At 53.0% G+C, this 21504-nt stretch carries 20 protein-coding genes; 10 read left to right on the top strand and 10 right to left on the bottom strand.

Annotation, left to right across the window (positions count from 1 at the left end):
- Nucleotides 1-9: 9 nt before the first annotated feature.
- From UNDYM_RS03515 to UNDYM_RS03525, 3 genes are read left to right on the top strand one after another with little or no spacing between them, the layout of a single operon-like run.
- Nucleotides 10-825, top strand: a complete 816-nt coding sequence (locus tag UNDYM_RS03515) for an endonuclease/exonuclease/phosphatase family protein (RefSeq protein WP_162039799.1) — start codon at nt 10-12, stop codon at nt 823-825.
- Complete coding sequence (locus tag UNDYM_RS03520) at nt 822-1985, top strand: phosphatidylserine/phosphatidylglycerophosphate/cardiolipin synthase family protein (RefSeq protein ID WP_162039800.1); 1164 nt, start codon at nt 822-824, stop codon at nt 1983-1985. The genes UNDYM_RS03515 and UNDYM_RS03520 overlap by 4 nt, the downstream gene beginning before the upstream one ends.
- Entirely contained in the window at nt 1982-2782 is an 801-nt protein-coding gene (locus tag UNDYM_RS03525) for a DUF429 domain-containing protein (RefSeq protein ID WP_162039801.1), read from the top strand. Before UNDYM_RS03520 ends, UNDYM_RS03525 begins: the two co-directional genes overlap by 4 nt.
- Before the next feature lie 28 nt (nt 2783-2810).
- On the opposite strand, the gene UNDYM_RS03530 is transcribed toward UNDYM_RS03525, so the two are convergent.
- The 5 genes from UNDYM_RS03530 to UNDYM_RS03550 form a co-directional block, all read right to left on the bottom strand.
- Nucleotides 2811-3668, bottom strand: a complete 858-nt coding sequence (locus UNDYM_RS03530; RefSeq protein ID WP_162039802.1) for a hypothetical protein — start codon at nt 3666-3668, stop codon at nt 2811-2813.
- Between the two features lie 3 nt (nt 3669-3671).
- The gene (locus UNDYM_RS03535; protein ID WP_162039803.1) at nt 3672-4448 is read right to left on the bottom strand and encodes a hypothetical protein; all 777 of its coding nucleotides are present in this window, start codon (nt 4446-4448) and stop codon (nt 3672-3674) included.
- A 275-nt stretch (nt 4449-4723) separates the two neighbouring features.
- Nucleotides 4724-5245 carry a tRNA(His) guanylyltransferase Thg1 family protein gene (locus tag UNDYM_RS03540; protein WP_197740974.1) on the bottom strand — a complete coding sequence of 174 codons (522 nt, stop codon included), beginning with the start codon at nt 5243-5245 and terminating at the stop codon, nt 4724-4726.
- Nucleotides 5242-5682 (bottom strand): AAA family ATPase, encoded by a 441-nt coding sequence (locus UNDYM_RS03545; protein ID WP_162039804.1) that lies wholly within the window; start codon nt 5680-5682, stop codon nt 5242-5244. Before UNDYM_RS03545 ends, UNDYM_RS03540 begins: the two co-directional genes overlap by 4 nt.
- A 50-nt stretch (nt 5683-5732) precedes the next feature.
- Nucleotides 5733-6371, bottom strand: a complete 639-nt coding sequence (locus UNDYM_RS03550) for a TetR/AcrR family transcriptional regulator (protein ID WP_162039805.1) — start codon at nt 6369-6371, stop codon at nt 5733-5735.
- A 275-nt stretch (nt 6372-6646) separates the two neighbouring features.
- Between UNDYM_RS03550 and UNDYM_RS03555 the strand changes: the two genes are divergently transcribed.
- From UNDYM_RS03555 to UNDYM_RS03585, 7 genes are all read left to right on the top strand, one after another.
- On the top strand, nt 6647-7030 hold the full coding sequence (locus UNDYM_RS03555; RefSeq protein ID WP_162039806.1) for an RNA-binding S4 domain-containing protein: 384 nt from the start codon (nt 6647-6649) through the stop codon (nt 7028-7030).
- 218 nt (nt 7031-7248) lie between these two features.
- The gene (locus UNDYM_RS03560) at nt 7249-7851 is read left to right on the top strand and encodes a TetR/AcrR family transcriptional regulator (RefSeq protein ID WP_110255560.1); all 603 of its coding nucleotides are present in this window, start codon (nt 7249-7251) and stop codon (nt 7849-7851) included.
- A 67-nt stretch (nt 7852-7918) separates the two neighbouring features.
- Nucleotides 7919-9709: an acyl-CoA dehydrogenase C-terminal domain-containing protein gene (locus UNDYM_RS03565; protein ID WP_162039807.1), complete on the top strand. Its 1791-nt coding sequence runs from the start codon at nt 7919-7921 to the stop codon at nt 9707-9709.
- A gap of 57 nt (nt 9710-9766) precedes the next feature.
- Nucleotides 9767-12154, top strand: a complete 2388-nt coding sequence (locus tag UNDYM_RS03570) for a 3-hydroxyacyl-CoA dehydrogenase/enoyl-CoA hydratase family protein (protein WP_162039808.1) — start codon at nt 9767-9769, stop codon at nt 12152-12154.
- 182 nt (nt 12155-12336) lie between these two features.
- A complete protein-coding gene (locus UNDYM_RS03575; protein WP_162039809.1) occupies nt 12337-13533 on the top strand; it encodes an acetyl-CoA C-acyltransferase in 1197 nt (398 codons plus the stop codon).
- A gap of 83 nt (nt 13534-13616) precedes the next feature.
- The gene (locus tag UNDYM_RS03580) at nt 13617-14489 is read left to right on the top strand and encodes an alpha/beta fold hydrolase (protein WP_162039810.1); all 873 of its coding nucleotides are present in this window, start codon (nt 13617-13619) and stop codon (nt 14487-14489) included.
- A gap of 29 nt (nt 14490-14518) precedes the next feature.
- Complete coding sequence (locus UNDYM_RS03585) at nt 14519-15295, top strand: enoyl-CoA hydratase (protein WP_162039811.1); 777 nt, start codon at nt 14519-14521, stop codon at nt 15293-15295.
- A gap of 28 nt (nt 15296-15323) precedes the next feature.
- Here the strand turns inward: UNDYM_RS03585 and UNDYM_RS03590 are convergent, their stop codons facing one another.
- From UNDYM_RS03590 to UNDYM_RS03610, 5 genes are all read right to left on the bottom strand, one after another.
- On the bottom strand, nt 15324-16571 hold the full coding sequence (locus tag UNDYM_RS03590; protein ID WP_162039812.1) for an FAD-binding oxidoreductase: 1248 nt from the start codon (nt 16569-16571) through the stop codon (nt 15324-15326).
- The gene (locus tag UNDYM_RS03595) at nt 16568-16936 is read right to left on the bottom strand and encodes a RidA family protein (RefSeq protein ID WP_162039813.1); all 369 of its coding nucleotides are present in this window, start codon (nt 16934-16936) and stop codon (nt 16568-16570) included. Before UNDYM_RS03595 ends, UNDYM_RS03590 begins: the two co-directional genes overlap by 4 nt.
- Before the next feature lie 154 nt (nt 16937-17090).
- On the bottom strand, nt 17091-18551 hold the full coding sequence (locus tag UNDYM_RS03600) for a M81 family metallopeptidase (RefSeq protein WP_162039814.1): 1461 nt from the start codon (nt 18549-18551) through the stop codon (nt 17091-17093).
- Nucleotides 18548-19879 carry an MFS transporter gene (locus tag UNDYM_RS03605; RefSeq protein WP_162039815.1) on the bottom strand — a complete coding sequence of 444 codons (1332 nt, stop codon included), beginning with the start codon at nt 19877-19879 and terminating at the stop codon, nt 18548-18550. Before UNDYM_RS03605 ends, UNDYM_RS03600 begins: the two co-directional genes overlap by 4 nt.
- Nucleotides 19872-21503 carry a serine hydrolase gene (locus tag UNDYM_RS03610; RefSeq protein WP_162039816.1) on the bottom strand — a complete coding sequence of 544 codons (1632 nt, stop codon included), beginning with the start codon at nt 21501-21503 and terminating at the stop codon, nt 19872-19874. Before UNDYM_RS03610 ends, UNDYM_RS03605 begins: the two co-directional genes overlap by 8 nt.
- Between the last annotated feature and the right edge of the window lies 1 nt (nt 21504).

Genomic DNA, 21504 nt, shown 5'->3' on the forward strand with positions numbered 1-21504 from the left:
GGAAGCACCATGAAGCTGCGCATTGCCACCTACAATATTCACAAGGGCGTCAGTGCATTTGGCCGCAAGGCACGCATCCATGGCATCAAGGAAGCGATAGACTTGCTTGATGCAGACCTGGTTTTTTTGCAGGAAGTGCAGGGGCAACATGACCTGCATGCAGAAAACCACACACTATGGCCGCAAGAGAGCCAGCATGATTTTCTGGCCGGGCAATCCCATGAAGCCGTGTATGGCATGAATGCTGTGTATGAACATGGCCATCATGGTAATGCCTTGCTGAGCCGTTATCCGATTGCCTCGTTTGTCAATCACGATGTCTCTGACCACGCCTATGAGCAGCGCGGCATACTGCATGCCATCGTGCTGGTGGATCAGGTTCAGGTACATTGCTTTGTCATCCACCTCGGCTTGTTTGCCGCCAGCCGACGCCGCCAGATACAGACGCTGATACATACCATCAAGCGAGACCTTCCAGCCGATGCTCCGCTGGTGATCGCAGGTGACTTCAATGACTGGAGCCAGCGTCTGAGCCAGACCCTGTATCAGGAGCTGGGGGTGATTGAAGCCTTTGATATCGATGCCCAGCATACTGCATCCCGCTTTTCACTGAAGAACATGCGTAGCATGTTGAGCAAAAAAAACGGTCGCCATGCCCGTACTTTCCCTGCAGGCCTGCCCTGGTTATGTCTGGACCGTGTGTATCTGCGTGGCTTCAGGGTAGAAGAGGCGCAAGTCATGAAAGGGGCACCCTGGTCGACTTTGTCTGATCATGTACCCATCACGGCCAGCCTGGAGTTGCTGGGACAGACTAAAAGCCCATGAGCAAACTGCATTTCATAGAAGGGAATGACGTTGAGCTCCTGCACAGTGGCGCACAGTTTTTCCCCGCCCTGATCCAGGCGATCAATCAGGCACAGCATGAAGTCTATCTGGAGTCGTATATCTTCGCTGCTGACCAGACAGCACAAGCCGTGCAGGCGGCGCTGGTGCAGGCGGTGGCGCGTGGCGTGCAGGTCAGGGTGGTCATAGACTGGATAGGCAGTGACCGCCAGGCGGCACTGGTACTCACGCAAGACTTTAATGAACAGGGAGTAGCCTGCCGCTGTTTTAATCCCTGGTTCAAGCGCGGCCTGGCACGCACCCATAGAAAAATCTGTGTGGTTGACAGGCAGCTTGCCATCGTTGGCGGCTTGAATATCATCGATGACAATATTGCCGACGACGGCTCTGGCATTGCCCTGCCTTATCCGCGCTGGGACTTTGCCGTTACAGTCACCGGCCCCCTTGTTGCCTATATCCATCTCGAAGTGGAATCACAATGGCGCAAACTGGGCAAGCTGGGTTTGCGTACCCGTCTGGAATTGATGAAGCACTTGCGTGCCGATGCCAAGGTCGCCGGCAAGCAAATTACTGCGGCGGCACTGGTGGTGCGTGACAATCTGCGTAACCGCGCCACCATACAACGCGCCTACCTGCAGGCGTTGGGCATGGCAAGATCACGAGCGATCCTGGTGACGCCTTACTTTGCACCCGGCAGAAAATTCCGCCGTGCCCTGGTGTCTGCAGCCACCCGTGGCGTAGATGTGGTGCTACTGCTAGGCGTTGGTCAGTTCGCTCTGCAAGATGCGGTATCTCAATCTTTTTACCCCAAATTGCTGGCGGCAGGCGTGCGCATCGTCGAATACCGCAAGACGCAATTGCACGCCAAAGTTGCGGTCATTGATGAAGACTGGGCAACGGTAGGCTCCAGCAATTTTGATGGCCTCAGCCTGTTCGTCAATCACGAAGCCAATGTCGTTATCCGCGACAAAACCTTTGCCGCCAGCCTCGCACATGAGCTGGAATTGGGTATTGCCGATGGGACGGAAATCCTTGCCGAAGATGTGCACAAAAAAGCCTGGTACAAGCGGGCCTGGTATGGCACAGCTTATCTGATCTATCGCGGCCTCATGCGCATCGTCACCTTTGGGCATTACGGATGAAATTGCATGGTGTGGATTTCACCTCGGCACCATCGCGCCGCAAAGGCATTACGATTGCCAGCGGTCAGATGCAAGACGATGTACTGCGCCTGGAATCCCTGCAAACACTGAGTGACTTCACTGCATTTGATAACTGGCTCATGCAGGACGGCCCCTGGCTGGCAGGATTCGATTTACCATTTTCGCTGCCGCGCGAACTGGTAGAGCATCTGCGCTGGCCAGTCACTTGGCCAGATTTGATGCGCCACTTGCAAACACAAACGCGCGCAGAACTACGCCTACAATTCAAGGCCTTTTGTGATGACCGTGCCGTCGGTAATAAATTCGCCCACAGGGCAACGGATATACCTGCCGGCTCTTCACCCTCGATGAAATGGGTGAATCCCCCCGTCGCCTATATGCTGCACGCAGGTGCTCCGCGTTTACTGGATGCCGGTGTCAGCATCCCCGGCATGTATGAAGGCGACCCGCAACGCATCGCCCTCGAAGCTTACCCCGGCATGGTGGCACGCAGCATCACCAAAGCGTCGTATAAAAGCGATGACAAGAACAAGCAAACACCAGAACGCCAGCAAGCACGTGAGCTGATCGCCGCCGCTTTGGAAGCGGGAGCGACACCCTGGAAACTCAAGCTGGATTTGGGAAGCTACAAAACAGAACTCATAGCAGACGGCAGCGCTGATTTGCTTGATGCCGTGCTGTGTATGCTACTTGCTGCCTGGGCCTGGCAGAGACGGGATCAGAATTATGGCTTGCCAGAATTTGATGTGCTGGAAGGCTGGATAGTTGGCGCTTGAGTGAATTCCTGTTTTTCCGTTCTCAGTTTCAGAATATATGAAGCAATACCATAAGCAAGCCCCGCATACACCGCCAGTCTGGTATCGAAAACTGCCAGCGCAAGTGCACCGCAGACGCAGCCTGCTGCACGGTACAAAGTATCCTCCCCCGTATTTTGGCCTGTAGTGCAGATGCCATTGCGGCTACCGCCAGTATGACAGTGCTGTAAAAACACCAGGTCAGAAAATGTCCTGGATTGATATCAAACACAGATGCTGCAAATGCTTCTTCGGCAAAATTCCCCTGTTTATATAAAAAGTTAAACAAACTGGAGAAATTGAAACTCAGGGGTGGCAGTGAATTCAAATAGCTTGCCGGACAAATGATGAACAGGGCTAAAACACCTTTGAATAATGAAAATAAACCCCAGGCGCTGGGCTGTTTGCTCAGCCATGCCAAACTAACAGGGTAGCTGTTTTGATTTGCTGGCGAGAACAGGTTTTTCAGGCTCACAAACATGCAGAGGCTGGTGAGCAGCATGAATACCAGATATGCGAGGTTTTGCGTTGAATGCCGAGCATACTGAAACCAGGGCTGCGCATACAGCATGCCTTGTATCAGAGCAGCGATTGCGGCAACTATAAATCCTGCGTATTTGTTTTTTTGTGGCTTGCGCACCAGCCCCGCCCAGATATGCAGCAAAGGTGTGCACAATGCATAGGAACCCAACAGCAAGAACAGCATGAACAAGAACTGCATGGCAAATGCACCCAGACTCAGTCCGCGGCCATAAAGATTTGTCGCCACAGCAGCAAGCAACCAGGTAAGCGGTGCAAACATGGGGGCCAGCAAATAGGCTTGAAAGGGGATTTGCTGTGTCCTGGTATCGTGGTGGTCATTCGGCATCTGTTATTCGCCTGAGCAGTTCTCGTCATCGATTTTCAAATGTTCTAATTTTGCAAGTTTAATTTCCTTGCAAAGAAAAACCGTAGAGTGCCCAAAGAAATCATTTAACCTGACTTCGTAGTAATGTCGGTTACCAATTTTCTGTTTCTCGATAGACATTGTAGGGAAAAATATTTTTTCCAGCTGTGCTGCTTGTTGAATTGCATCTGTGAGTGCAAAACTCGCTGCCCATCGTGAAACCAATCTCCGTTCAAATTTTTCGTCGTCTAGGTAATTGCGCACGAAGTGTTCGAACAGTATAGAAAATTCTGCTATGTACTTTGCAGAATAATGAGGGATAGTTCGTCGTATTGAGAATTCTGTAAAACTGCAATCGCTTAGTGTGGGATCATATTTCAGTATTTCTTGCAAAAGTTCTCCACCATGAATGAACGTAACGCCCTCTATGGCATTTGGTAATGGCAATACCTTAATGGCTTCTTTATCGATCAAGTTGCCCGTTTCAAGTATCTCTATCACTTTCTCCATTTCCTTGGTTTTGTCATGATAGAAGTTTCCTCCCACTATAAAAAACACTCTGGACCCATGTTGTCGAAAGAGCTGGATATCTTCGAGTATGCGCTCCTGTACCTCAATTGGAGCATTCGAGAAAAAACTTGTTTCACCTGTTTTTGCAATACCTTCTTCACATACTGATATCAAAAGAGGTAATACAGGTTCCCCTTTTTTCCATAAATCTAGCCAGTAGTTCATCTGCTCTTGATAGGATTCTTGAGTCATTTTTTCCTGATAAATTTGATGATGCAAGATCAAGTACTTTGGCTGCTTATAAGATGCCACAAGAATTCACTATATGCGTCCCCCTGCGGCAATTCATAGTCAGTCTTCAAGACTTTTCTTGTACTGACAACTTCTTTATTTTCTTTTGGGTTAAAACCGATTTTTTCTTCGTCGACCATGTACAGGCCAGTGCCGCGCTTTTGCCATAGTGGCAGGGTGTTGAAGTTGATATCCCTGCTTTGCAGCAAAGCTTCTTTCTCGGCCAGTGACTTGCCTTATATGAAGCTGGTGGTTTCGTTTTGTGACTTGCCCTCTTTCCTGAGTTGCCAGTAGCAATGCGCGTTCAGGGCATTTCTGTTGGCATCTTCATTGCGCCAGCGAAAATAATCGACGACCAGATTCTGGCTAGGCAACTGGCAGATGCGGCAATCAAAGGCAGCTACCTGGCCCAGCATGAGGCTGAATTTGGCTGAGGCTTCACCTGCCAGCAGGGAATTGTATTTTCTTAATTTGCGGCCAAAGGCATTGATATGCAGGTCAAACAGCAAGGAAATTTCGTCGCTCTGGTTATAGGCGTAGATGACCTTGAAGCCGCAATTCATCAGGTGCTTGCAGGTTTCCATCATCAGGTCGCGAAACCTGATGTCAAACGGCGCTTCAAACGCGCAAGTTTCTTTGGTCAGGCGGGTAAAGCCGCGGCCATCAATGCGGGCAATCATATACCTTCCAGTGGGGACGTAATCGTCATGCGCTGTTTCATAGCCGCGCATGATTTTTTCCAGTTCATCAAACTTCATTTTTTCCAATCAGTGGCAGTCAATTTACCATCTATCAAATCGACGTAATACAAGCGATCAAAACCCTCATCATCATCAGGGATTTTCAATTTTCTGTGTGTATCCAGTATGCCAACTTTGGGAACCAGGTCTTTGCCTTGCCGCTGGCTATTCCATGCCAGCGCTCTGTCGAGATCAGTCTTGAAGTAATACGCAATCACCGGCCATTGCCTGGCCTTGATTTGTTCCAGATAGCTGGCCCGGATTTTTCTTGTTGGATTGGTGTTGTCAATGACAAAGGGCATGCTGGTGTCAAAACAAAAATCCAGCAGGCGTTGCTGGCGGTTTTTGGTTTTCAGCAAATCATTGCTGACACGCAGGTGGCTATTGAAAAAGTGTTCTTTGAAAAAAGTAGATTTACCGCTGGCCTGCAATCCTATGAAGATGATGGCTTCCATTTGTGTGCATGCGAGTCTATTTGGCCTGTATTGTGACACAGGCCAGTGCTTCAGCCCACCCGCGTGGCTGCCTTGATGCCATCAGTGATAAAGCGCAGCAAGAACGGTGCCGCCAGTTCAGCCTGGCGGGCTGGACATAAACCATCAGACAGTCGTTCTATGCGAATATCGACCACATGGTGCAGTAATGCGCCCAGGGCAAACTGATAACTCCAGTAAACACTTTCAGCAGAGGCATGGGGCAGGGCATCATGCAGGGCAGCGATGAATTCGCGGGCCATGGGGTCGTAGAATTCTCGTGTGATGCGGTCGCTGGCTTCGTGCTGGTCAATCACGCCGCGCATGACCATGCGGGAAAAATTTGCGCCTTCGGCTTTTTCATTGAGTTTTAATACTGGCAGCACAAAGGCGGCAATGATTGCTTCCAGTGTAGTGCCGGGGGCGCTATGGGTGCGTGCATGGCGCAAGCCGTTCAGGCGCTCTGCGATATAGCCACTGTGGTGTTCGTAGATGGCGTGATACAACTCATTCTTTGCGCCAAAGTAATAGCCTATCAGGGCGATGGGTACGCCAGCCTCGTGGGCAATGTCGCGTATGGACACACCTTCGTAACTTTGGGCGGCAAAGCATTTCTCTGCGGCAATGAGAATTGCGCGCTTTTTTCCACTTAGTTCTTCAACAGAGCTCATGAGCTGATCCGACCAAATTGGCAAGCAAGCGAATGTATTTAAAATAATGCAAAACTTTGCCGAATTGTACGGTCGTTCAGTTTATTGTCTATGCGCACTGCAACATAGCTCAACTTAATGACGGGCTTTGTTGTATGCACAAACATTGGGCGAAAATGCCTTGTATTTGACTGACAGCTGCCATAAATTGCATCAAAATAGAATGAACGTATTTTTTAGGGTCATACTGCTTGGTAATTGGCCCGGACAACTGGTAAATAAAAGCGACAACCTTCATGAGCGAAACCACCCGTATCGATAAATGGCTATGGGCAGCCAGATTCTTTAAAACCCGCAGCCTGGCCACCAATGCCATAGAGCTGGGCCGCGCCCTGCAAAACGGGCAGCGCGTCAAACCTGCACATAATGTCAAAGTAGGTGACATGATCGAGGTGCAGCAAGCGGAGCAAGTGTGGCAGCTCAGGGTCTTGCGCATACTGGAAACCCGTGGCTCGGCCACCATCGCCCAGACCATGTATGAAGAAACTGCAGAGAGCGCAGCAAAACGCGCGAAGGCAGCGGAAGATAGGAAGTATTTCCGTGAACCAACTGCCGCAATGACAGGCAGACCCACCAAGCGCGACAGGCGACAACTGGACCTCACACACAGCCAGGACTGAGCAGAGAACAAAAAACGAGACGGCAGGAGGCAAAACATAATAGATACTCTCCTCTAAAGACGGAATCTGGTTTGACTTTTCATGCGCTGTGCATAATAGTACGAGCGTTCGATAAATTCATTTGTTTGCATCACTTTTTGCTTCATTTAATGGTCATTACGGGCAGACATGAATCTTTTCAACACAATCAATGTAATATGAATATGACATCAAAATTCATGCGCAAGGGGGAACTGACCCGCGCCGCCATTCTGGACGTAGCCCTGGACGCTGCCAGCCGTGATGGTATCGAGGGGCTGACCATAGGTTTGCTGGCCGACAAGATGAACATGAGCAAGTCTGGCGTGTTCGCCCATTTCGGTTCGCGTGAAGATTTACAGATCGAAGTGCTGAAGTTGTACCACCATCATTTCGAGCAAGAGGTGTTTTATCCAAGCATGAAAGAAGAACGTGGCCTGCCGCGTTTGCAGTCCATGTTTGCCTTATGGGTCAAGCGCGTCACGGTTGAGATTGCATCTGGCTGTATCTATATCAGCGGTGCAGCCGAATACGATGACAGGGCAGGGCCTATCAGGGATGAACTGGTTGGTATGGTCCACGCGTGGCAGGGTGCCTTGCACCGTGCCGCAGCACAGGCGATACAACTGGGCCATTTGCGTGATGATGTCGAACCTGAACAGATTGTGTATGAAATGTATGGCCTGATATTAGCCCTGCACCATGATGCGCGTTTCTTGCGCAAGCCGGGCAGTGTAGGCCGTGCCGAGATCGGATTTGAACGAATGATCGAGTATTACGCGCCAGTGCAGGTAACAGCCTGAGCTGGCACAGTCGCAAAAAATTTAGTATCCACATTTACCGTTTTAACTTTGCCGTCAGGAGAAAATCATGGGTCAATATATCGCTCCATTGCGTGATATGCAGTTCGTGTTGCATGAGCTGTTGAATGTAGAAGAAGAATTGAAACAGCTGCCTAAGCATGCTGATGTTGATGGCGACATCATCAACCAGATTTTGGAAGAAGGCGGCAAATTCACTTCCAATGTATTGTTTCCACTGAACCACTCCGGTGATCGCGAAGGCTGCCACCACGACAAGACCAACCACACCGTCACAACACCAAAAGGCTTTAAAGAAGCCTACAAGCAATACGTGGAAGCTGGCTGGCCTGCATTGTCTTGCGACCCGGAATTCGGCGGCCAGGGCTTGCCACTGGTGGTCAACAATTCTTTCTATGAAATGTTGAATTCATCGAACCAGGCCTGGTCCATGTATCCGGGTTTGTCCCATGGTGCCTATGAATGTATCCATGAGCATGGCACGCCAGAACAAAAATCCCTGTACCTGCCCAAGCTGATCTCTGGCGACTGGACTGGCACCATGTGCCTGACCGAGCCACATTGCGGTACTGACCTGGGCATGCTGCGTTCCAAAGCAGAACCACAGGCTGACGGCAGCTACAAAATCACAGGCGCAAAGATTTTCATCTCAGCCGGTGAACACGATATGTCAGAAAACATCGTCCATCTGGTACTGGCACGTTTGCCAGGCGCACCAGAAGGTTCGAAAGGCATCTCCTTGTTCATCGTTCCTAAATATCTGCCAAATGCAGATGGCAGCAATGGCGAACGCAATCCTATTTTCTGCGGCGCGATCGAAGAAAAAATGGGTATCCACGGCAATTCTACTTGCCAGATGAATCTGGACGGTGCAACTGGCTGGTTGATTGGTGGCCCGAACAAGGGTTTGAATGCGATGTTTGTGTTCATGAATGCCGCACGTCTGGGCGTGGGTATGCAAGGTCTGGGTCTGACGGAAGTCGCTTACCAAAACGCATTGGTATACGCCAAAGACCGTATCCAGATGCGCAGCCTGTCTGGCCCTAAGGCACCGGATAAGCCAGCTGACCCTATCATCGTCCACGCTGACGTACGCCGCATGCTGTTCACAGCAAAAGCCTACGCAGAAGGTGCACGCGCATTCTGCTCCTACGTTGCCCTGCAACTGGATAAAGAACTGAACCACCCTGATGAACAAGTCCGTAAAGATTGCGCGGACGAAGTCGCTCTGCTGACACCAGTTATCAAAGCCTTCATCACCGACAATGCCTGGACAGCAACGTCCGAGTGCTTGCAAGTATACGGTGGCCACGGTTTCATCGCTGAATGGGGCATGGAACAGTACGTACGCGATGCCCGCATCAACATGATTTATGAAGGCACAAATACAGTACAGTCCCTCGACTTGCTGGGCCGTAAAATTTTGATGGACAATGGCGCAAAACTGCGCAAGTTCGGTGCCAAGGTTCAGGCATTTGTTGAGGCCAATGGCACTAACGAAGCACTGGCAGAATTCGTTACTCCACTGGCTGAGCTGGGCGACAAGGTCACCAAGCTGACTATGGAAATCGGCATGAAAGCCTTCCAGAATCCGGACGAAGTCGGCGCTGCTGCCGTGCCTTATCTGCGCGTAGTCGGTCACCTGGTCTACAGTTATTTCTTTGCACAAATGGCAAAAATCGCTCTTGAAAAACAAGATTCTGGCGACAAGTTCTATGTCTCCAAACTGGCAACAGTGCGTTTCTACTTTGCCCGCCTGTATCCGGAAACAGCGATGCTGATCCGCCAGGCACGTTCTGGTTCTGCCAATTTGCTGGCACTCGAAGCTGATTTGTTCTAATCAAACATGCGCCCCTTCCCATGTACATGGGAAGGGGCGTTCTACCTGAGGTTAAAAATGACCAATTTCATCGTTAAAAAAGTCGCCGTTCTGGGCGCTGGCGTGATGGGTGCGCAAATTGCTGCTCACTGTATCAATGCAAAGATACCTGTAGTCCTGTTTGATTTGCCAGCCAAGGAAGGCCCTAAGAACGGCATCGTCCTGCGCGCTATCGAAAACCTGAAAAAGTTGAATCCTGCGCCACTGGGCAACAAGGATGACGCCGCTTTGATCGAAGTCGCCAATTACGAAGACAACCTCGACGTGCTGGCCGGTTGTGACCTGATCATTGAAGCCATTGCAGAACGCATGGACTGGAAACATGATCTGTACAAAAAAGTATCCCCGCACATCGCACCAAATGCGATTTTCGCATCCAACACTTCCGGCCTGTCCATCACAGCCCTGTCTGACGGCTTTGATGCAGAACTGAAAGCCCGTTTCTGCGGCGTGCATTTCTTCAACCCACCGCGCTATATGCACCTGGTGGAATTGATCCCTACCGTCGCTACCCGTCCAGAAATCATCGACCAGCTCGAAGGCTTCCTGACGACATCCCTGGGCAAAGGTGTAGTACGCGCCAAGGACACACCTAATTTCATCGCCAACCGCGTCGGTATCTTCGGTATGCTGGCAACGATTTATGAAGCAGAAAAATTTGGTCTGACCGTCGATGTCGTTGATGACCTGACAGGCAAAAAACTGGGCCGTGCTTCTTCCGGTACTTTCCGTACTGCTGACGTGGTTGGTCTCGACACCATGGGCCATGTCATCAAGACCATGCAAGACAATCTGTCTGATGATCCTTTCTTCGCTGTCTATAAAACACCTGAAGTGCTGGCCAAACTGGTCGCTGCAGGTGCTTTGGGTCAAAAATCCGGTGCCGGTTTCTACAAAAAAGTCGGCAAGGACATCCAGCGTCTGGACTTCGCCACAGCACAATATGTGACAGGCGGCGCCAAGGCTGACGACGTTGTCGCCCGCATGCTGAAAGAAAAAGACCCGGTCAAGAAAATGAAGACCCTGCGTGAATCGACCAATGTACAGGCACAGTTCCTGTGGGCGATTTTCCGTGATGCCTTCCATTACATCGCTGTGCATGGCGCAACGATAGCCGACAATGCACGCGACATCGACTTTGCGATGCGCTGGGGCTTTGGCTGGAATGTAGGCCCGTTTGAAACATGGCAGGCATCTGGCTGGCAAGAAGTGGCAGGCTGGGTCAAGGAAGATATCGACGCAGGCAAGGCACTGTGCAATGCACCGCTGCCAGCCTGGGTATTTGATGGCCGCACCGGTGTTCATACCGCCGAAGGCTCGTGGTCACCAGCCAGTGCTAGCTACTCACCACGTTCCACTCTCGCAGTGTACGATCGCCAGGCCTTCCGTGCACCAGTACTGGGTACAGGAGCGGCAACAGGTGCAAATGCCGGCACGACTTTCTTTGAAGATGAATCCGTCCGTATCTGGCATCAGAATGACGACGTACTGGTCCTGTCACTGAAAACCAAGATGCACGTGATTGGCCCAGGCGTCATCGAAGGCATGGAAAAAGCCATCGCTGAAGCCGAGAAAAACTTCAAGGGTCTGGTCATCTGGAGTGCAGATGCGGCTGACGGCGGTGCCTTCTCTGCCGGTGCTGACTTGCAAGCCATGCTGCCTTTATTCATGTCCGGCGGTGTTAAAGCAATCGAGCCAGCAATCTCCCGCCTGCAAGATGCACATCAGGCTTTGAAATATGCCAACATCCCTGTCGTTGCTGCCGTATCCGGTCTGGCACTCGGTGGTGGTTGCGAATTGATGATGCACGCCGCAAAACGCGTGGCATCCATCGAGTCTTACATCGGTCTGGTCGAAGTGGGCGTAGGCCTGGTTCCTGGCGGCGGTGGTTTGAAAGAAGCAGCAGTACGTGCAGCGGCAGATGCCAAAGGCACAGATTTGCTGCAGTTCCTGAAAAATTACTTCACCAACGCAGCCACAGCCGCCGTCTCCAAATCTGCGCTGGAAGCACAGAAGATGGGTTATTTGTCTGCGGATGACGTTATCGTCTTCAACCCTTACGAATTGCTGCACGTTGCCAAGGTCGAAGCACGCGCCATGTTTGATGCCGGTTACCGCGCACCACTGCGCAAGCTGGTACCAGTTACTGGCCGTCATGGTATTGCCACGATCGCTGCCCAACTGATCAATATGCGTGATGGTGGCTTCATCTCTGCACATGACTTCAAACTCGGCAAAATGATTGCTGAAGTGGTTTGCGGTGGTGACATCGATAATGGCAGCCTGGTCAGCGAGCAATGGCTGCTCGACATGGAGCGCAAGGCGTTTATGGAATTGCTGAATCATCCAAAAACACAAGAGCGCATTATGGGCATGATGCAAACTGGCAAGCCAGTCCGTAATTAAAAAGGAAAAACTTAAGATCCAAGACCTCTCACCACTGAGACACTGAGACACAGAGTTGACACAGAGAATAGCCTGGCAACTCGATCTTCTCCGCCTTTCCTCTGTGTCTCTGTGCCTCTGTGTTGAGGGGTCTTTGTTGAGAATAAGTTTTAGCTGACCTTAACGAATTGAGGTAATCAAAAATGACTAAACAACTCCAAGACGCCTACATCGTCTCTGCTACCCGTACCCCGATCGGCAAATCTGGTCGTGGCATGTTCCGTAACACCCGTCCTGATGACTTGCTGGTGCGCGTACTGCAATCCGCTTTTGCACAAGTACCTAATCTTGATCCCAAGCTGGCTGAAGATGCGATCATCGGTTGCTCTTTCCCTGAAGGCGCACAAGGCCTGAACCTGGCACGTATGGGTATCTTGCTGGCAGGTTTGCCTAACACTATCGGTGGCGTCACCATCAACCGTTATTGCGCATCAGGCATCACTGCTGTTGCGATGGCGGCAGACCGCATCCGTGTTGGCCAGGCTGACGTGATGATCGCCGGTGGTGTCGAATCCATGTCCATGGTGCCTATGATGGGTAACAATCCATCGATGAACATGGCTATCCTGAAAGATGAAAACGTAGGCATGGCCTACGGCATGGGTCTGACAGCAGAAAAAGTAGCCCAGCAATGGAAAGTATCCCGTGAAGCACAGGATGCATTTGCCCTGCAGTCGCACCAACGTGCCATCGCCGCGCAAAACGCTGGCTACTTTGATGCTGAGACAACTTCTGTCGATATCATCGACCGTGTGCCTAACCTGGCAACTGGCGAAATCGAACTGAAAACACGTACCGTCAGCCGTGACGAAGGTGCACGTCCAGATACTTCCATCGAAGGCCTGGCAAAACTGAAACCTGTATTCGCCGCCAAAGGCAGCGTCACTGCAGGTAACAGCTCGCAAACTTCCGACGGCGCTGGTGCACTGATCCTGGTCAGCGAAAAAATCCTGAAGGAATTCAACCTGACACCACTGGCACGTTTCGCTTCTTTTGCAGTACGCGGCGTACCACCAGAAATCATGGGCATAGGTCCTAAAGAAGCCATCCCGGCAGCATGCCGTGCCGCTGGCATCACGCAAGATCAGATCGACTGGTTTGAACTGAATGAAGCTTTCGCAGCACAATCGCTGGCCGTGGTACAAGACCTGGGTCTGGACCCATCTAAGGTAAACCCTATGGGCGGCGCGATTGCCCTGGGCCATCCACTGGGCGCAACTGGCGCGATCCGTTCGGCAACGACTATCCATGCTCTGCATCGCAACAACCTCAAATACGGCATGGTCACCATGTGCGTAGGTACAGGTATGGGCGCAGCAGGTATTTTTGAACGCATGTAAGCTGCTTGCCTGAACAAAAACAACCGCGCAGACTGTATTTTCTGCGCGGTTTTTTTTAATGAGCTGAGTTTGAAGGAGCCATGATGGAGACGGTACAAATTATCACTGCTGACGGCACCGCGCTGACAGCAAAAAAATTCACACCCACAAGCACAATAAAATCAGTCGTCGTCATGCCGGCGGCCATGGGTGTGAAGCAGAATTTTTACGAACCCTTCGCTGAATTTCTGGCAGAGAATGGCATTGCCGTGCTGAGTTTTGATTACCGCGGCATGGGGGAATCCATACCCACGCAATACCGCAATTCATTACGTGGTTTCGATGCCGACATCCTGGTCTGGGCCGAGCATGACTACAATTCAGCTCTCAAGACAGCAAAAGAATGGCAACCCGATGTGCCTCTTCTCATCGTCGGACATTCCCTCGGCGGGCAACTGCCTGGTCTGGTACCTGACAACCATCTCATTGATGGCATGCTGACAGTCGGTTGCGGCAGTGGCTACTGGCGTGATAATTCACCGCAACTGAAACGCTTTGTCTGGCTCATGTGGTATTTCCTCGTGCCTTTATATACCCGCATCTGGGGTTACTTCCCCGGTAAGAAAATGCGCAAGGTCGGTGATTTGCCCAAGGGTGTGATTTATCAATGGTCACGCTGGTGCCGCAGCCCTGAATATTTTGTGGAGAAAGATGGTAGCCCCATGCAAACCGGTCACCATAAAATCCACAAGCCCATACTGTGCATGAGCTTTACCGATGATGAAATGATGAGCCGCCGCAGCATAGACAGCATGCATGACTATTACAGCAATGCCAGGGTTGAACGCCGTTATATCCATCCCAAAGACGTCGATGCCAGACGCATAGGGCATTTTGGCTTTTTCCGCCCACAGTTCCGCAACACACTTTGGCAGCAAGCCTTACAATGGCTGACTACTGCACCACAATCTACCTGATCAATACCTGACATTAAGAGACAACAATAATGGATATCCTGACCCAAAAAGAAAATGGAATTTTGACGATCAACTTCAATCGTCCAGAAAAGAAAAACGCCATCACCCAGGCCATGTATCAGGCCATGGCAGATGCACTGCGCGATGCAGAAGCAGACGTCGCAGTACGCGCCATCCTCATCACTGGCAAGCCAGAAATTTTTACCGCCGGTAATGATCTTGAAGATTTCATGAAAAACGCCCGCAGCCTGGCTGAGCCAGACGCTGTGCCACCTGTCTATCAATTCATGCAAGCCCTGAATGAATCAGGCAAGCCAGTAATAGCCGCAGTCTCCGGCGCCGCTGTCGGCATAGGCACCACGCTGCTCATGCACTGCGACATGATTTACCTGGCTGAGAACGCCAAATTGTCGATGCCATTCACCCAGCTTGGCCTGTGCCCTGAATTTGCTTCCAGCATGATATTCCAGCAAATCGTCGGCTATCAGCGTGCCGCAGAAAAACTGATGCTCGGCGAAGCCTTCACTGCCGCAGAAGCGTTCGAAATCGGCTTCGTCAATAAAGTCCTGCCACTGGAAGAACTGCTGCCCTATGCCCAGCAACAAGCCGCCAAACTGGTCGCCCTGCCAGCCGCCTCCATACGCGCCACCAAACGCCTGATGAAAGGCAATCAACCCGCCGCCATCAGTGCCAAGATGACAGAAGAAAACAAATACTTCTCAGCGATGTTGAATGCACCGGAAGCGAAAGAGGCATTCATGGCTTTCTTCCAGAAGCGCAAGCCGGACTTTAGCCAGTTCAATTGAATCTGCCTGGAAGAGGATGAGCCCATCCTTAATTCGCCAGGAAGCGCCGTGCAGAGTACGCTTGCGCATTGATATAGGGAGGTACTCCGTCGATCAGGTCGGCCAGCAGGCGAGCGCTGGCTGGGCCCAGGGTAAAGCCTTGATGGCCATGTCCGAAGTTGAACCATAGGTTGGCGTGCAGGCCAGCGTCACCTATGATGGGCAGCATGTCGGCGACACAGGGGCGACTACCCATCCAGGGAGTGGACTCAACAGGTGCGCCAAGGTCCAGCAACTGACGGGCCGATTGCTCTGCCAGTGTCAATTGGCGTGGCGTTGGACGTGCATCAACGCGGGCGATTTCTGCGCCTGTTGTAATGCGTAGTCCACGGACTTGCGACGACATGACATAGCCACGTTCCGCGTCCAGAGTTGGGACCATGACCTGGCCCCCACCTGTGTAGTGGCGATGGTAGCCACGCTTGACAAACAATGGCAGGCGATAGCCAAGGCGCCGGGTAAGGGTTTCTGCCCAAGGGCCGAGTGCCACTACCGCATGCTCGGCATGAATCCTGCCTTCGTTACTGTCGACTTGCCAGCCAGCGGCATGCTGGCGCAACGTCAGGCCATCGCCTTGTATGAAACGCCCGCCCTGTTGTCTGAACAGGGTGGCATAGCGTTCCACCAGTTTGCCAGGATCAGACACGCTCCATGAGTCCAGCCAGTGTACCGCACCTGCCAACGAAGTACGAAAAGCCGGTTCTGCGCGTGCAAGTTCAGTGCTGTCAAGTGCACGATAAGCTATGCCATATTGACGCTCAAGGCGGACGGCGTCCTGTAGTGCTGCAGCAAATGGCATGCTGCTGCGGAATGCGATGCGCAAACCTTCGCGCTGCACTAACATGCCCGCATCAGCCATTTTCACCAAGCGGGCATGCTCACTGGTAGCATGTGCGATAAGTGCAGCATAATCGCGGCTGATCAATGCATGGCGACCAGGTGCTGAGGCACGCCAGTATTGCCATAACCGTGGCAGCATGGCCAGCACGGCAGTTGGGTGATAGCTCACGCTGGGGTCGTTGCCGAGTGCCGCAGCCAACAGAAACCCTAGCTTGCGCGGCATGGAATAAGGTTCCACTGCTTCGCGCTGGATCACTCCCGCGTTGCCGTAGGAGGTTTCTTCGCCTGGCATGCGACGGTCCAGCAAACTCACGGTATGTCCACGTAAAACCAGTTCGAGCGCCGTGCAGGTGCCCACCATACCTGCGCCTATTACCAGAATCTCGCGTTTCGTCATCGTGTCGTGCCCAAATACGCCTTGTCTTCGGCAACCACGGTAATTTCCACGAGTGCTCCAGGCAGCACCAGAGGGGCGACCACGGTCGTTCGGACAGGATAAGGGGCGGCGAAGTGCTTCTGGTAAGTGGCATTAAAGACAGCGAAATCCATAGCATCGGTCAGGTAAATCGTAACCTGGATAATATCCTGCACGCCTAGGTCAATGCTGGACAGTGTCCTGTCAATACGTTCCATTGTCAGGTGTGTCTGTGCTTCGATACCAAGGGGAATACTGCCGTCTGTATCCAACGGAAGCTCACCGGACAAAAAGACTAGATGGCCGCTACGACGCCATTTGGAGAAGGGGAGTTGATTGGTGTTCATGTGTTCCTTGTACACTAATTAATGTGCCGTATTGTTGTAATAGTAGCTGTTACTGTGTCTGCCCTTTTCTTAATTCAGAGTAGCGGCACCCATGGACTGCAATTTTAAGCAACCTGGGAAAGGCTAGCGCCAATCATGCAGGCCATGCTAGCATTCAAGTCAATTCTGGGGCAGGATTGGCAAGTGCCGGAAAGTATGTTTTGCCACGTCGCCGGTAAGGTAAATGGGCGAAGTCCATGGATAAGGCTGCTCCTGTCTCTATCACATGACAGTTGGTGGATAATCTCGAAAACTCAGTGTAGTAGTGGTGGCTGGATTTGACGGCAATCACGCTGGCTTCGTGCAATGGCACACCCAGGCCAGTGAAGGCTGTGGGCGACAGTGTTTGTTGCCGCCGACTGATGAGCACGATATCCACCGCACCGCAGCGCACCCAGGCGGCCCGCCCTAGCGGGTCGGTCAGGGTGCCGATTTGCTGGCTATGCTGCAAGCTGAGGCCGAGCACGGTCAGCTTGAGCTGCAGCGGCGTGCCAGAGGCAGGGCTGACCTTGCCACCTATGGCCAGCTCAATGACAGCGCCTACGCCTGCCTGGTGGCAGGCATCAACTGCAGCCGGGTCCCATAACATGCCAAAAGCACAGCGTAGTGTTGGCCGGTGCAATAATTCGGCGAGCAGGCCGGTATGGTCGCAGGGTGCACCACCGCCCGGGTTGTCTCCGGCATCAGCCAGAATTACCGGGAACGGACCGGCAGGTGAGGGATCAAGCACTTGCGCAGCGCTTTCCAGGTGTGGCAACAGTTCATGGCGAGCCCGGTATAAGGCTCGTGCCAGTTCCTGCGCAGCGTATGCAGCAGCAATGCGGTCGCGATCTGCCACCACGAGCACCTTGGTGCCGGCATCCGGCACATCGCCCCAGGGAAATCCGTGGACATAACTTGCGGACAGTATGCCTGGTTGACGTTCGGCCTCAGCCAGGGCGTCAACCAGGCTGCGCATAGGCTGCGCCGTGGTGGGATAAAAACCGACCATGGCACAGTCAACGACTTCCATGACCGGGCTTGTCGCACCGGTTGCTGCTGCCCGGCATAGCTCGAAAAGTTCGACTGCACGCTCTCTATAGTCAATATGCGGATATTCGCGCATCAGAATAATGACATCGGCTTCATTGATCATGGCAGGACTCATGTGACAATGGGGATCAAGTTCAACGCCGATAATGCAATCAGGGCCGGTGCGGGCACGTACTGCCGCGATCAGGTCACCTTCACAATCGTCGACGCCGTCGGCCACCATGGCACCGTGCAGTAACAGCAGCACCATGCCGACAGGCATGGCAAGTTCGAGTGCAGCCAGGATGTCGCTACGTAATTTCTGATACGCTTCTGCTTCTACAATACCGGCAGGCTGTGCTATGGCGTAAAGTCCTTCATGCACAGTGTCGCCGTTCTCGTTTGCCAGCCGACGCCATTGCTGCAGCACGGGGCCGACGGAACCAAGCGCATCGTCGGCGACCGGGCCGCGTACGATGCCCAGTTCCTCAAAGGACTGTAGCGTGGTGGGAAAAGCGGAAAAGGTATTGGTTTCCGTGAAAAGGGCAGATGTAAAGATGTTCATGCTTGGTATTCCTTGTTTGATTGAGTACCCTTGCGCACGGCCAGCATCAATGCCAGCAATGCCAATAGCGCAGCCAGCAGTGCCGCGGCAGGCACCCCGACAAATAAGCTGGCCAGCCTTTGCAGTGCAGCAGGTGCCGGTGTGCCTTGCAGCGACCCCACCCATTCAAGGCCAAAACCCACCGCGATACCACCCAAGGACTGGCCCAGTTTTTCAGCAGAAAACAGGATGCCCAGATACAGTCCAAGACTTTCACCCTGGCTGGAAGAATTGGTCGCCGCTTCGATGGCCAGTGTTGAAATCAGCACCGTCAGCACACCGCAAGACAGACCGAACAACAAGCCGCCAGCTATCATCGTGCCATTTTCACGCGGCCCGGCGGCAAACCATATACTCCCTACGAAAGCCAGCAATAGTGCCACTGTCAGGACGGTGTTGGGACGAAATCGGCGTGCCAGCACCGGAGCGACCGATACGCCGATCAGCAGCGATACAAAAATTGGAGTAAGCAGCGCTGACAGGTTCTCCGGACCAGCCTTTAGCAGGTGCTGGTTGGCATAAGGTAATGCCGCGAACAGGGCAGTTGAACTGGCACCCAGCATAACCAGGATCAGCACAACGCAATAGAAGCTACGGTTACGCAGTGTATGCATCAAAGCGACACGTAATGGCACGGCAGCTTTTATTTCCATTCCGGTACGCAGGGGAATGCGGCGCACCGCCAGCCAGCACAGTCCCAGTGCCAGTAGGGCAGCACAGGCAAGTATGGTCGCCATGCCCAGGTAGCCGGTGCTGCCAGCCCCCATGGCTGCCACCAGTTGCGGGGCGAGTATGGAGACCAGCAGGCCAGCAAGAGTCTGGCCCAACGCCCGTGCTGCCATCAGTGTGCTGCGACCGGCCATGGTGTCGGTGATGTCTCCGGCCAATGCGGTATGCGCCACCGAAAAAACCGTCAGCAGCAATGATTGCGCCACCAGTAGCACGCCGATCAGGAAGGCCCGCAATGACAATGCCAGACCATCGAGCGGGATGAACAGCAGTGTCAACAAGAGCGGCAAGAGTAGCGCCGAGGCAGCCAGCAGTGCGCCACGGCTACCCGCCCGCTGTGCCCAGCCATCTGTGCGCCGCCCTATCCACGGATCGAGTAGCACGTCACTTACTTTGGGGATGGCCAGCAGCACGCCTGCCAGTGCAGGCGGCACATGGGCGAATTCCGTCAGATAAAACAGGAACATGAGAGGTACAACGCCAGAACTCAGCGTAGAACCAAATGTCCCTGCGCCAAAGGCGGCTGTCAGCGAACGTGTTGGCAAGGACGTGTCAGCCATGTACAGGGCACTCCTGCAGACGCAACTGGCGGGTGCGCGAAGTGTCCAGCACCAGTTCGCGCTGGCCTGCTGCACCTTTCCCCAGTCGCAGCGTGCCAAACATGGGCAGGTGTGGATCACGGCTGATCAACAGACAAACATCTTCGCGCAAAGGCTGCAGGTTAAACACATTGCGGCCATACAGCCCGGCGATGCGCAGCAAGCCTTGCTCACTGTCTTTGGCGGCATTTTCTACCACCTTTTCCACCACAATATCAGCCCCCATTTCGTCACAGCGCCAGTTGCCGGAAAAAGGGGTGATGGTGCTGGCAGCCGTGACCGGCGCGGCGACGCGTTCGCAAAGATGGGTCGTCCCCTGTTCCATGACCTTGATGCCGGTGACACTGCCGCTGGCATCCAGGATTGCCTCGATCTCCAGCACGAGGATAGACAAGAGGTTGACGCGCAGCTTGTTGTGCTCAGCCTGCAGTAGCGGCAGCGGCATGCCAAAGTTGATCAGAAACAGGCTGTCATCGCGTCTTTCTATGGCAAAGTAGCGGCCGCTACTGGCACAGTAATAGTCACCCCCCAGGCTTTCCACCAGTTGCGGATCAGCGGGCACGGCATCGGCCGTCAATTCATCTTCCAGCAAGCTAAATAGCAATTTTTGCGCAATATCGGGCGCGCCGAGGTCACTGCGGTTGGTCATCACGATGACCCCGATGCCGTGTTCCGGCGCAGCCAGCATCTGGCAAGAGCCCCCAACCACGCCACCGGCATGGTGCAGCACCGGAATGCCGCGCCAGCTTTCCTGTATCAAGCCATAACCGTAAGGGTTGACGTAACCATTCGACAAGCGGGTTGGCATCAACATTTCGTCGGACACGGCACGCGACCACAGGCTCGGTGAAACCAGATGATGCAGCCAGCGCTGCATGTCATCAAGGGTTGAAGCGATGCCGCCCTCTCCCAGGATGACGGAGGGGAACTGACTTTTCGTGAAGTTGCCAGCGGGATGGGCAAGATGCGTCGTGGCGCTGCCGGACAAGGGATCGAGGTCCGTGGCCCACAGGCTGGTGTCATACATGGACAGCGGCTGGAACAGATAGTCATGCATGGCCTGTGCCAGTGGCATGTCAAGTACGCGCTCTATCACCATGGACAACAAGCGATAGCCGCCGTTGTTGTAGATGAATTGCGCGTTTGGCTCGAAGTTTTCCTCCTGCTGGCGGCACTGATAATCAAAGGCAGCCTCGGCTGGCACCACCGTCAGGCCATTCGACAACAGCGACAAATCCAGATAGTCGCGCATACCGCCTGTATGGGTCATCAACTGCCGTATGGTGCGGCTACCCTGCGATGACGGCAGTTCTGGCAACCAGCGGGCAACTGGTTCATCTATGGACAGCTTGCCTTCATCGCGCAACATCAGCGCCAGCGCGCAGCAGAAATGTTTGGTAGTGGATCCTATCCGCATTTTGGTAGTGGGGGTGTTTACCAGTCCTGAATCCAGACTGGCCAGACCATAGCCGCGCCGAAGTAGCGTCATGCCGTTGCGCTGCACGCTGACAACCACGCCAGGGCTGGCATTGGTGGCAAAGCTGGACATCACGGCTTCGAGTTTTTGTGTTTCATTATTGGTCATG

Source organism: Undibacterium sp. YM2, assembly GCF_009937975.1.
GTDB lineage: Bacteria > Pseudomonadota > Gammaproteobacteria > Burkholderiales > Burkholderiaceae_D > Undibacterium.

Excerpts from the sequence above, each read along its gene's own strand:
- UNDYM_RS03545 (WP_162039804.1), bottom strand. The coding sequence starts at position 5,682 with ATGGAAGCCATCATCTTCATAGGATTGCAGGCCAGCGGTAAATCTACT.
- UNDYM_RS03515 (WP_162039799.1), top strand. The coding sequence starts at position 10 with ATGAAGCTGCGCATTGCCACCTACAATATTCACAAGGGCGTCAGTGCA.
- UNDYM_RS03520 (WP_162039800.1), top strand. The coding sequence starts at position 822 with ATGAGCAAACTGCATTTCATAGAAGGGAATGACGTTGAGCTCCTGCAC.
- UNDYM_RS03555 (WP_162039806.1), top strand. The coding sequence starts at position 6,647 with ATGAGCGAAACCACCCGTATCGATAAATGGCTATGGGCAGCCAGATTC.
- UNDYM_RS03530 (WP_162039802.1), bottom strand. The coding sequence starts at position 3,668 with ATGCCGAATGACCACCACGATACCAGGACACAGCAAATCCCCTTTCAA.
- UNDYM_RS03565 (WP_162039807.1), top strand. The coding sequence starts at position 7,919 with ATGGGTCAATATATCGCTCCATTGCGTGATATGCAGTTCGTGTTGCAT.
- UNDYM_RS03560 (WP_110255560.1), top strand. The coding sequence starts at position 7,249 with ATGCGCAAGGGGGAACTGACCCGCGCCGCCATTCTGGACGTAGCCCTG.
- UNDYM_RS03595 (WP_162039813.1), bottom strand. The coding sequence starts at position 16,936 with ATGAACACCAATCAACTCCCCTTCTCCAAATGGCGTCGTAGCGGCCAT.
- UNDYM_RS03570 (WP_162039808.1), top strand. The coding sequence starts at position 9,767 with ATGACCAATTTCATCGTTAAAAAAGTCGCCGTTCTGGGCGCTGGCGTG.
- UNDYM_RS03610 (WP_162039816.1), bottom strand. The coding sequence starts at position 21,503 with ATGACCAATAATGAAACACAAAAACTCGAAGCCGTGATGTCCAGCTTT.
- UNDYM_RS03575 (WP_162039809.1), top strand. The coding sequence starts at position 12,337 with ATGACTAAACAACTCCAAGACGCCTACATCGTCTCTGCTACCCGTACC.
- UNDYM_RS03590 (WP_162039812.1), bottom strand. The coding sequence starts at position 16,571 with ATGACGAAACGCGAGATTCTGGTAATAGGCGCAGGTATGGTGGGCACC.
- UNDYM_RS03535 (WP_162039803.1), bottom strand. The coding sequence starts at position 4,448 with ATGACTCAAGAATCCTATCAAGAGCAGATGAACTACTGGCTAGATTTA.
- UNDYM_RS03585 (WP_162039811.1), top strand. The coding sequence starts at position 14,519 with ATGGATATCCTGACCCAAAAAGAAAATGGAATTTTGACGATCAACTTC.
- UNDYM_RS03580 (WP_162039810.1), top strand. The coding sequence starts at position 13,617 with ATGGAGACGGTACAAATTATCACTGCTGACGGCACCGCGCTGACAGCA.
- UNDYM_RS03600 (WP_162039814.1), bottom strand. The coding sequence starts at position 18,551 with ATGAACATCTTTACATCTGCCCTTTTCACGGAAACCAATACCTTTTCC.
- UNDYM_RS03550 (WP_162039805.1), bottom strand. The coding sequence starts at position 6,371 with ATGAGCTCTGTTGAAGAACTAAGTGGAAAAAAGCGCGCAATTCTCATT.
- UNDYM_RS03525 (WP_162039801.1), top strand. The coding sequence starts at position 1,982 with ATGAAATTGCATGGTGTGGATTTCACCTCGGCACCATCGCGCCGCAAA.
- UNDYM_RS03605 (WP_162039815.1), bottom strand. The coding sequence starts at position 19,879 with ATGGCTGACACGTCCTTGCCAACACGTTCGCTGACAGCCGCCTTTGGC.
- UNDYM_RS03540 (WP_197740974.1), bottom strand. The coding sequence starts at position 5,245 with ATGAAGTTTGATGAACTGGAAAAAATCATGCGCGGCTATGAAACAGCG.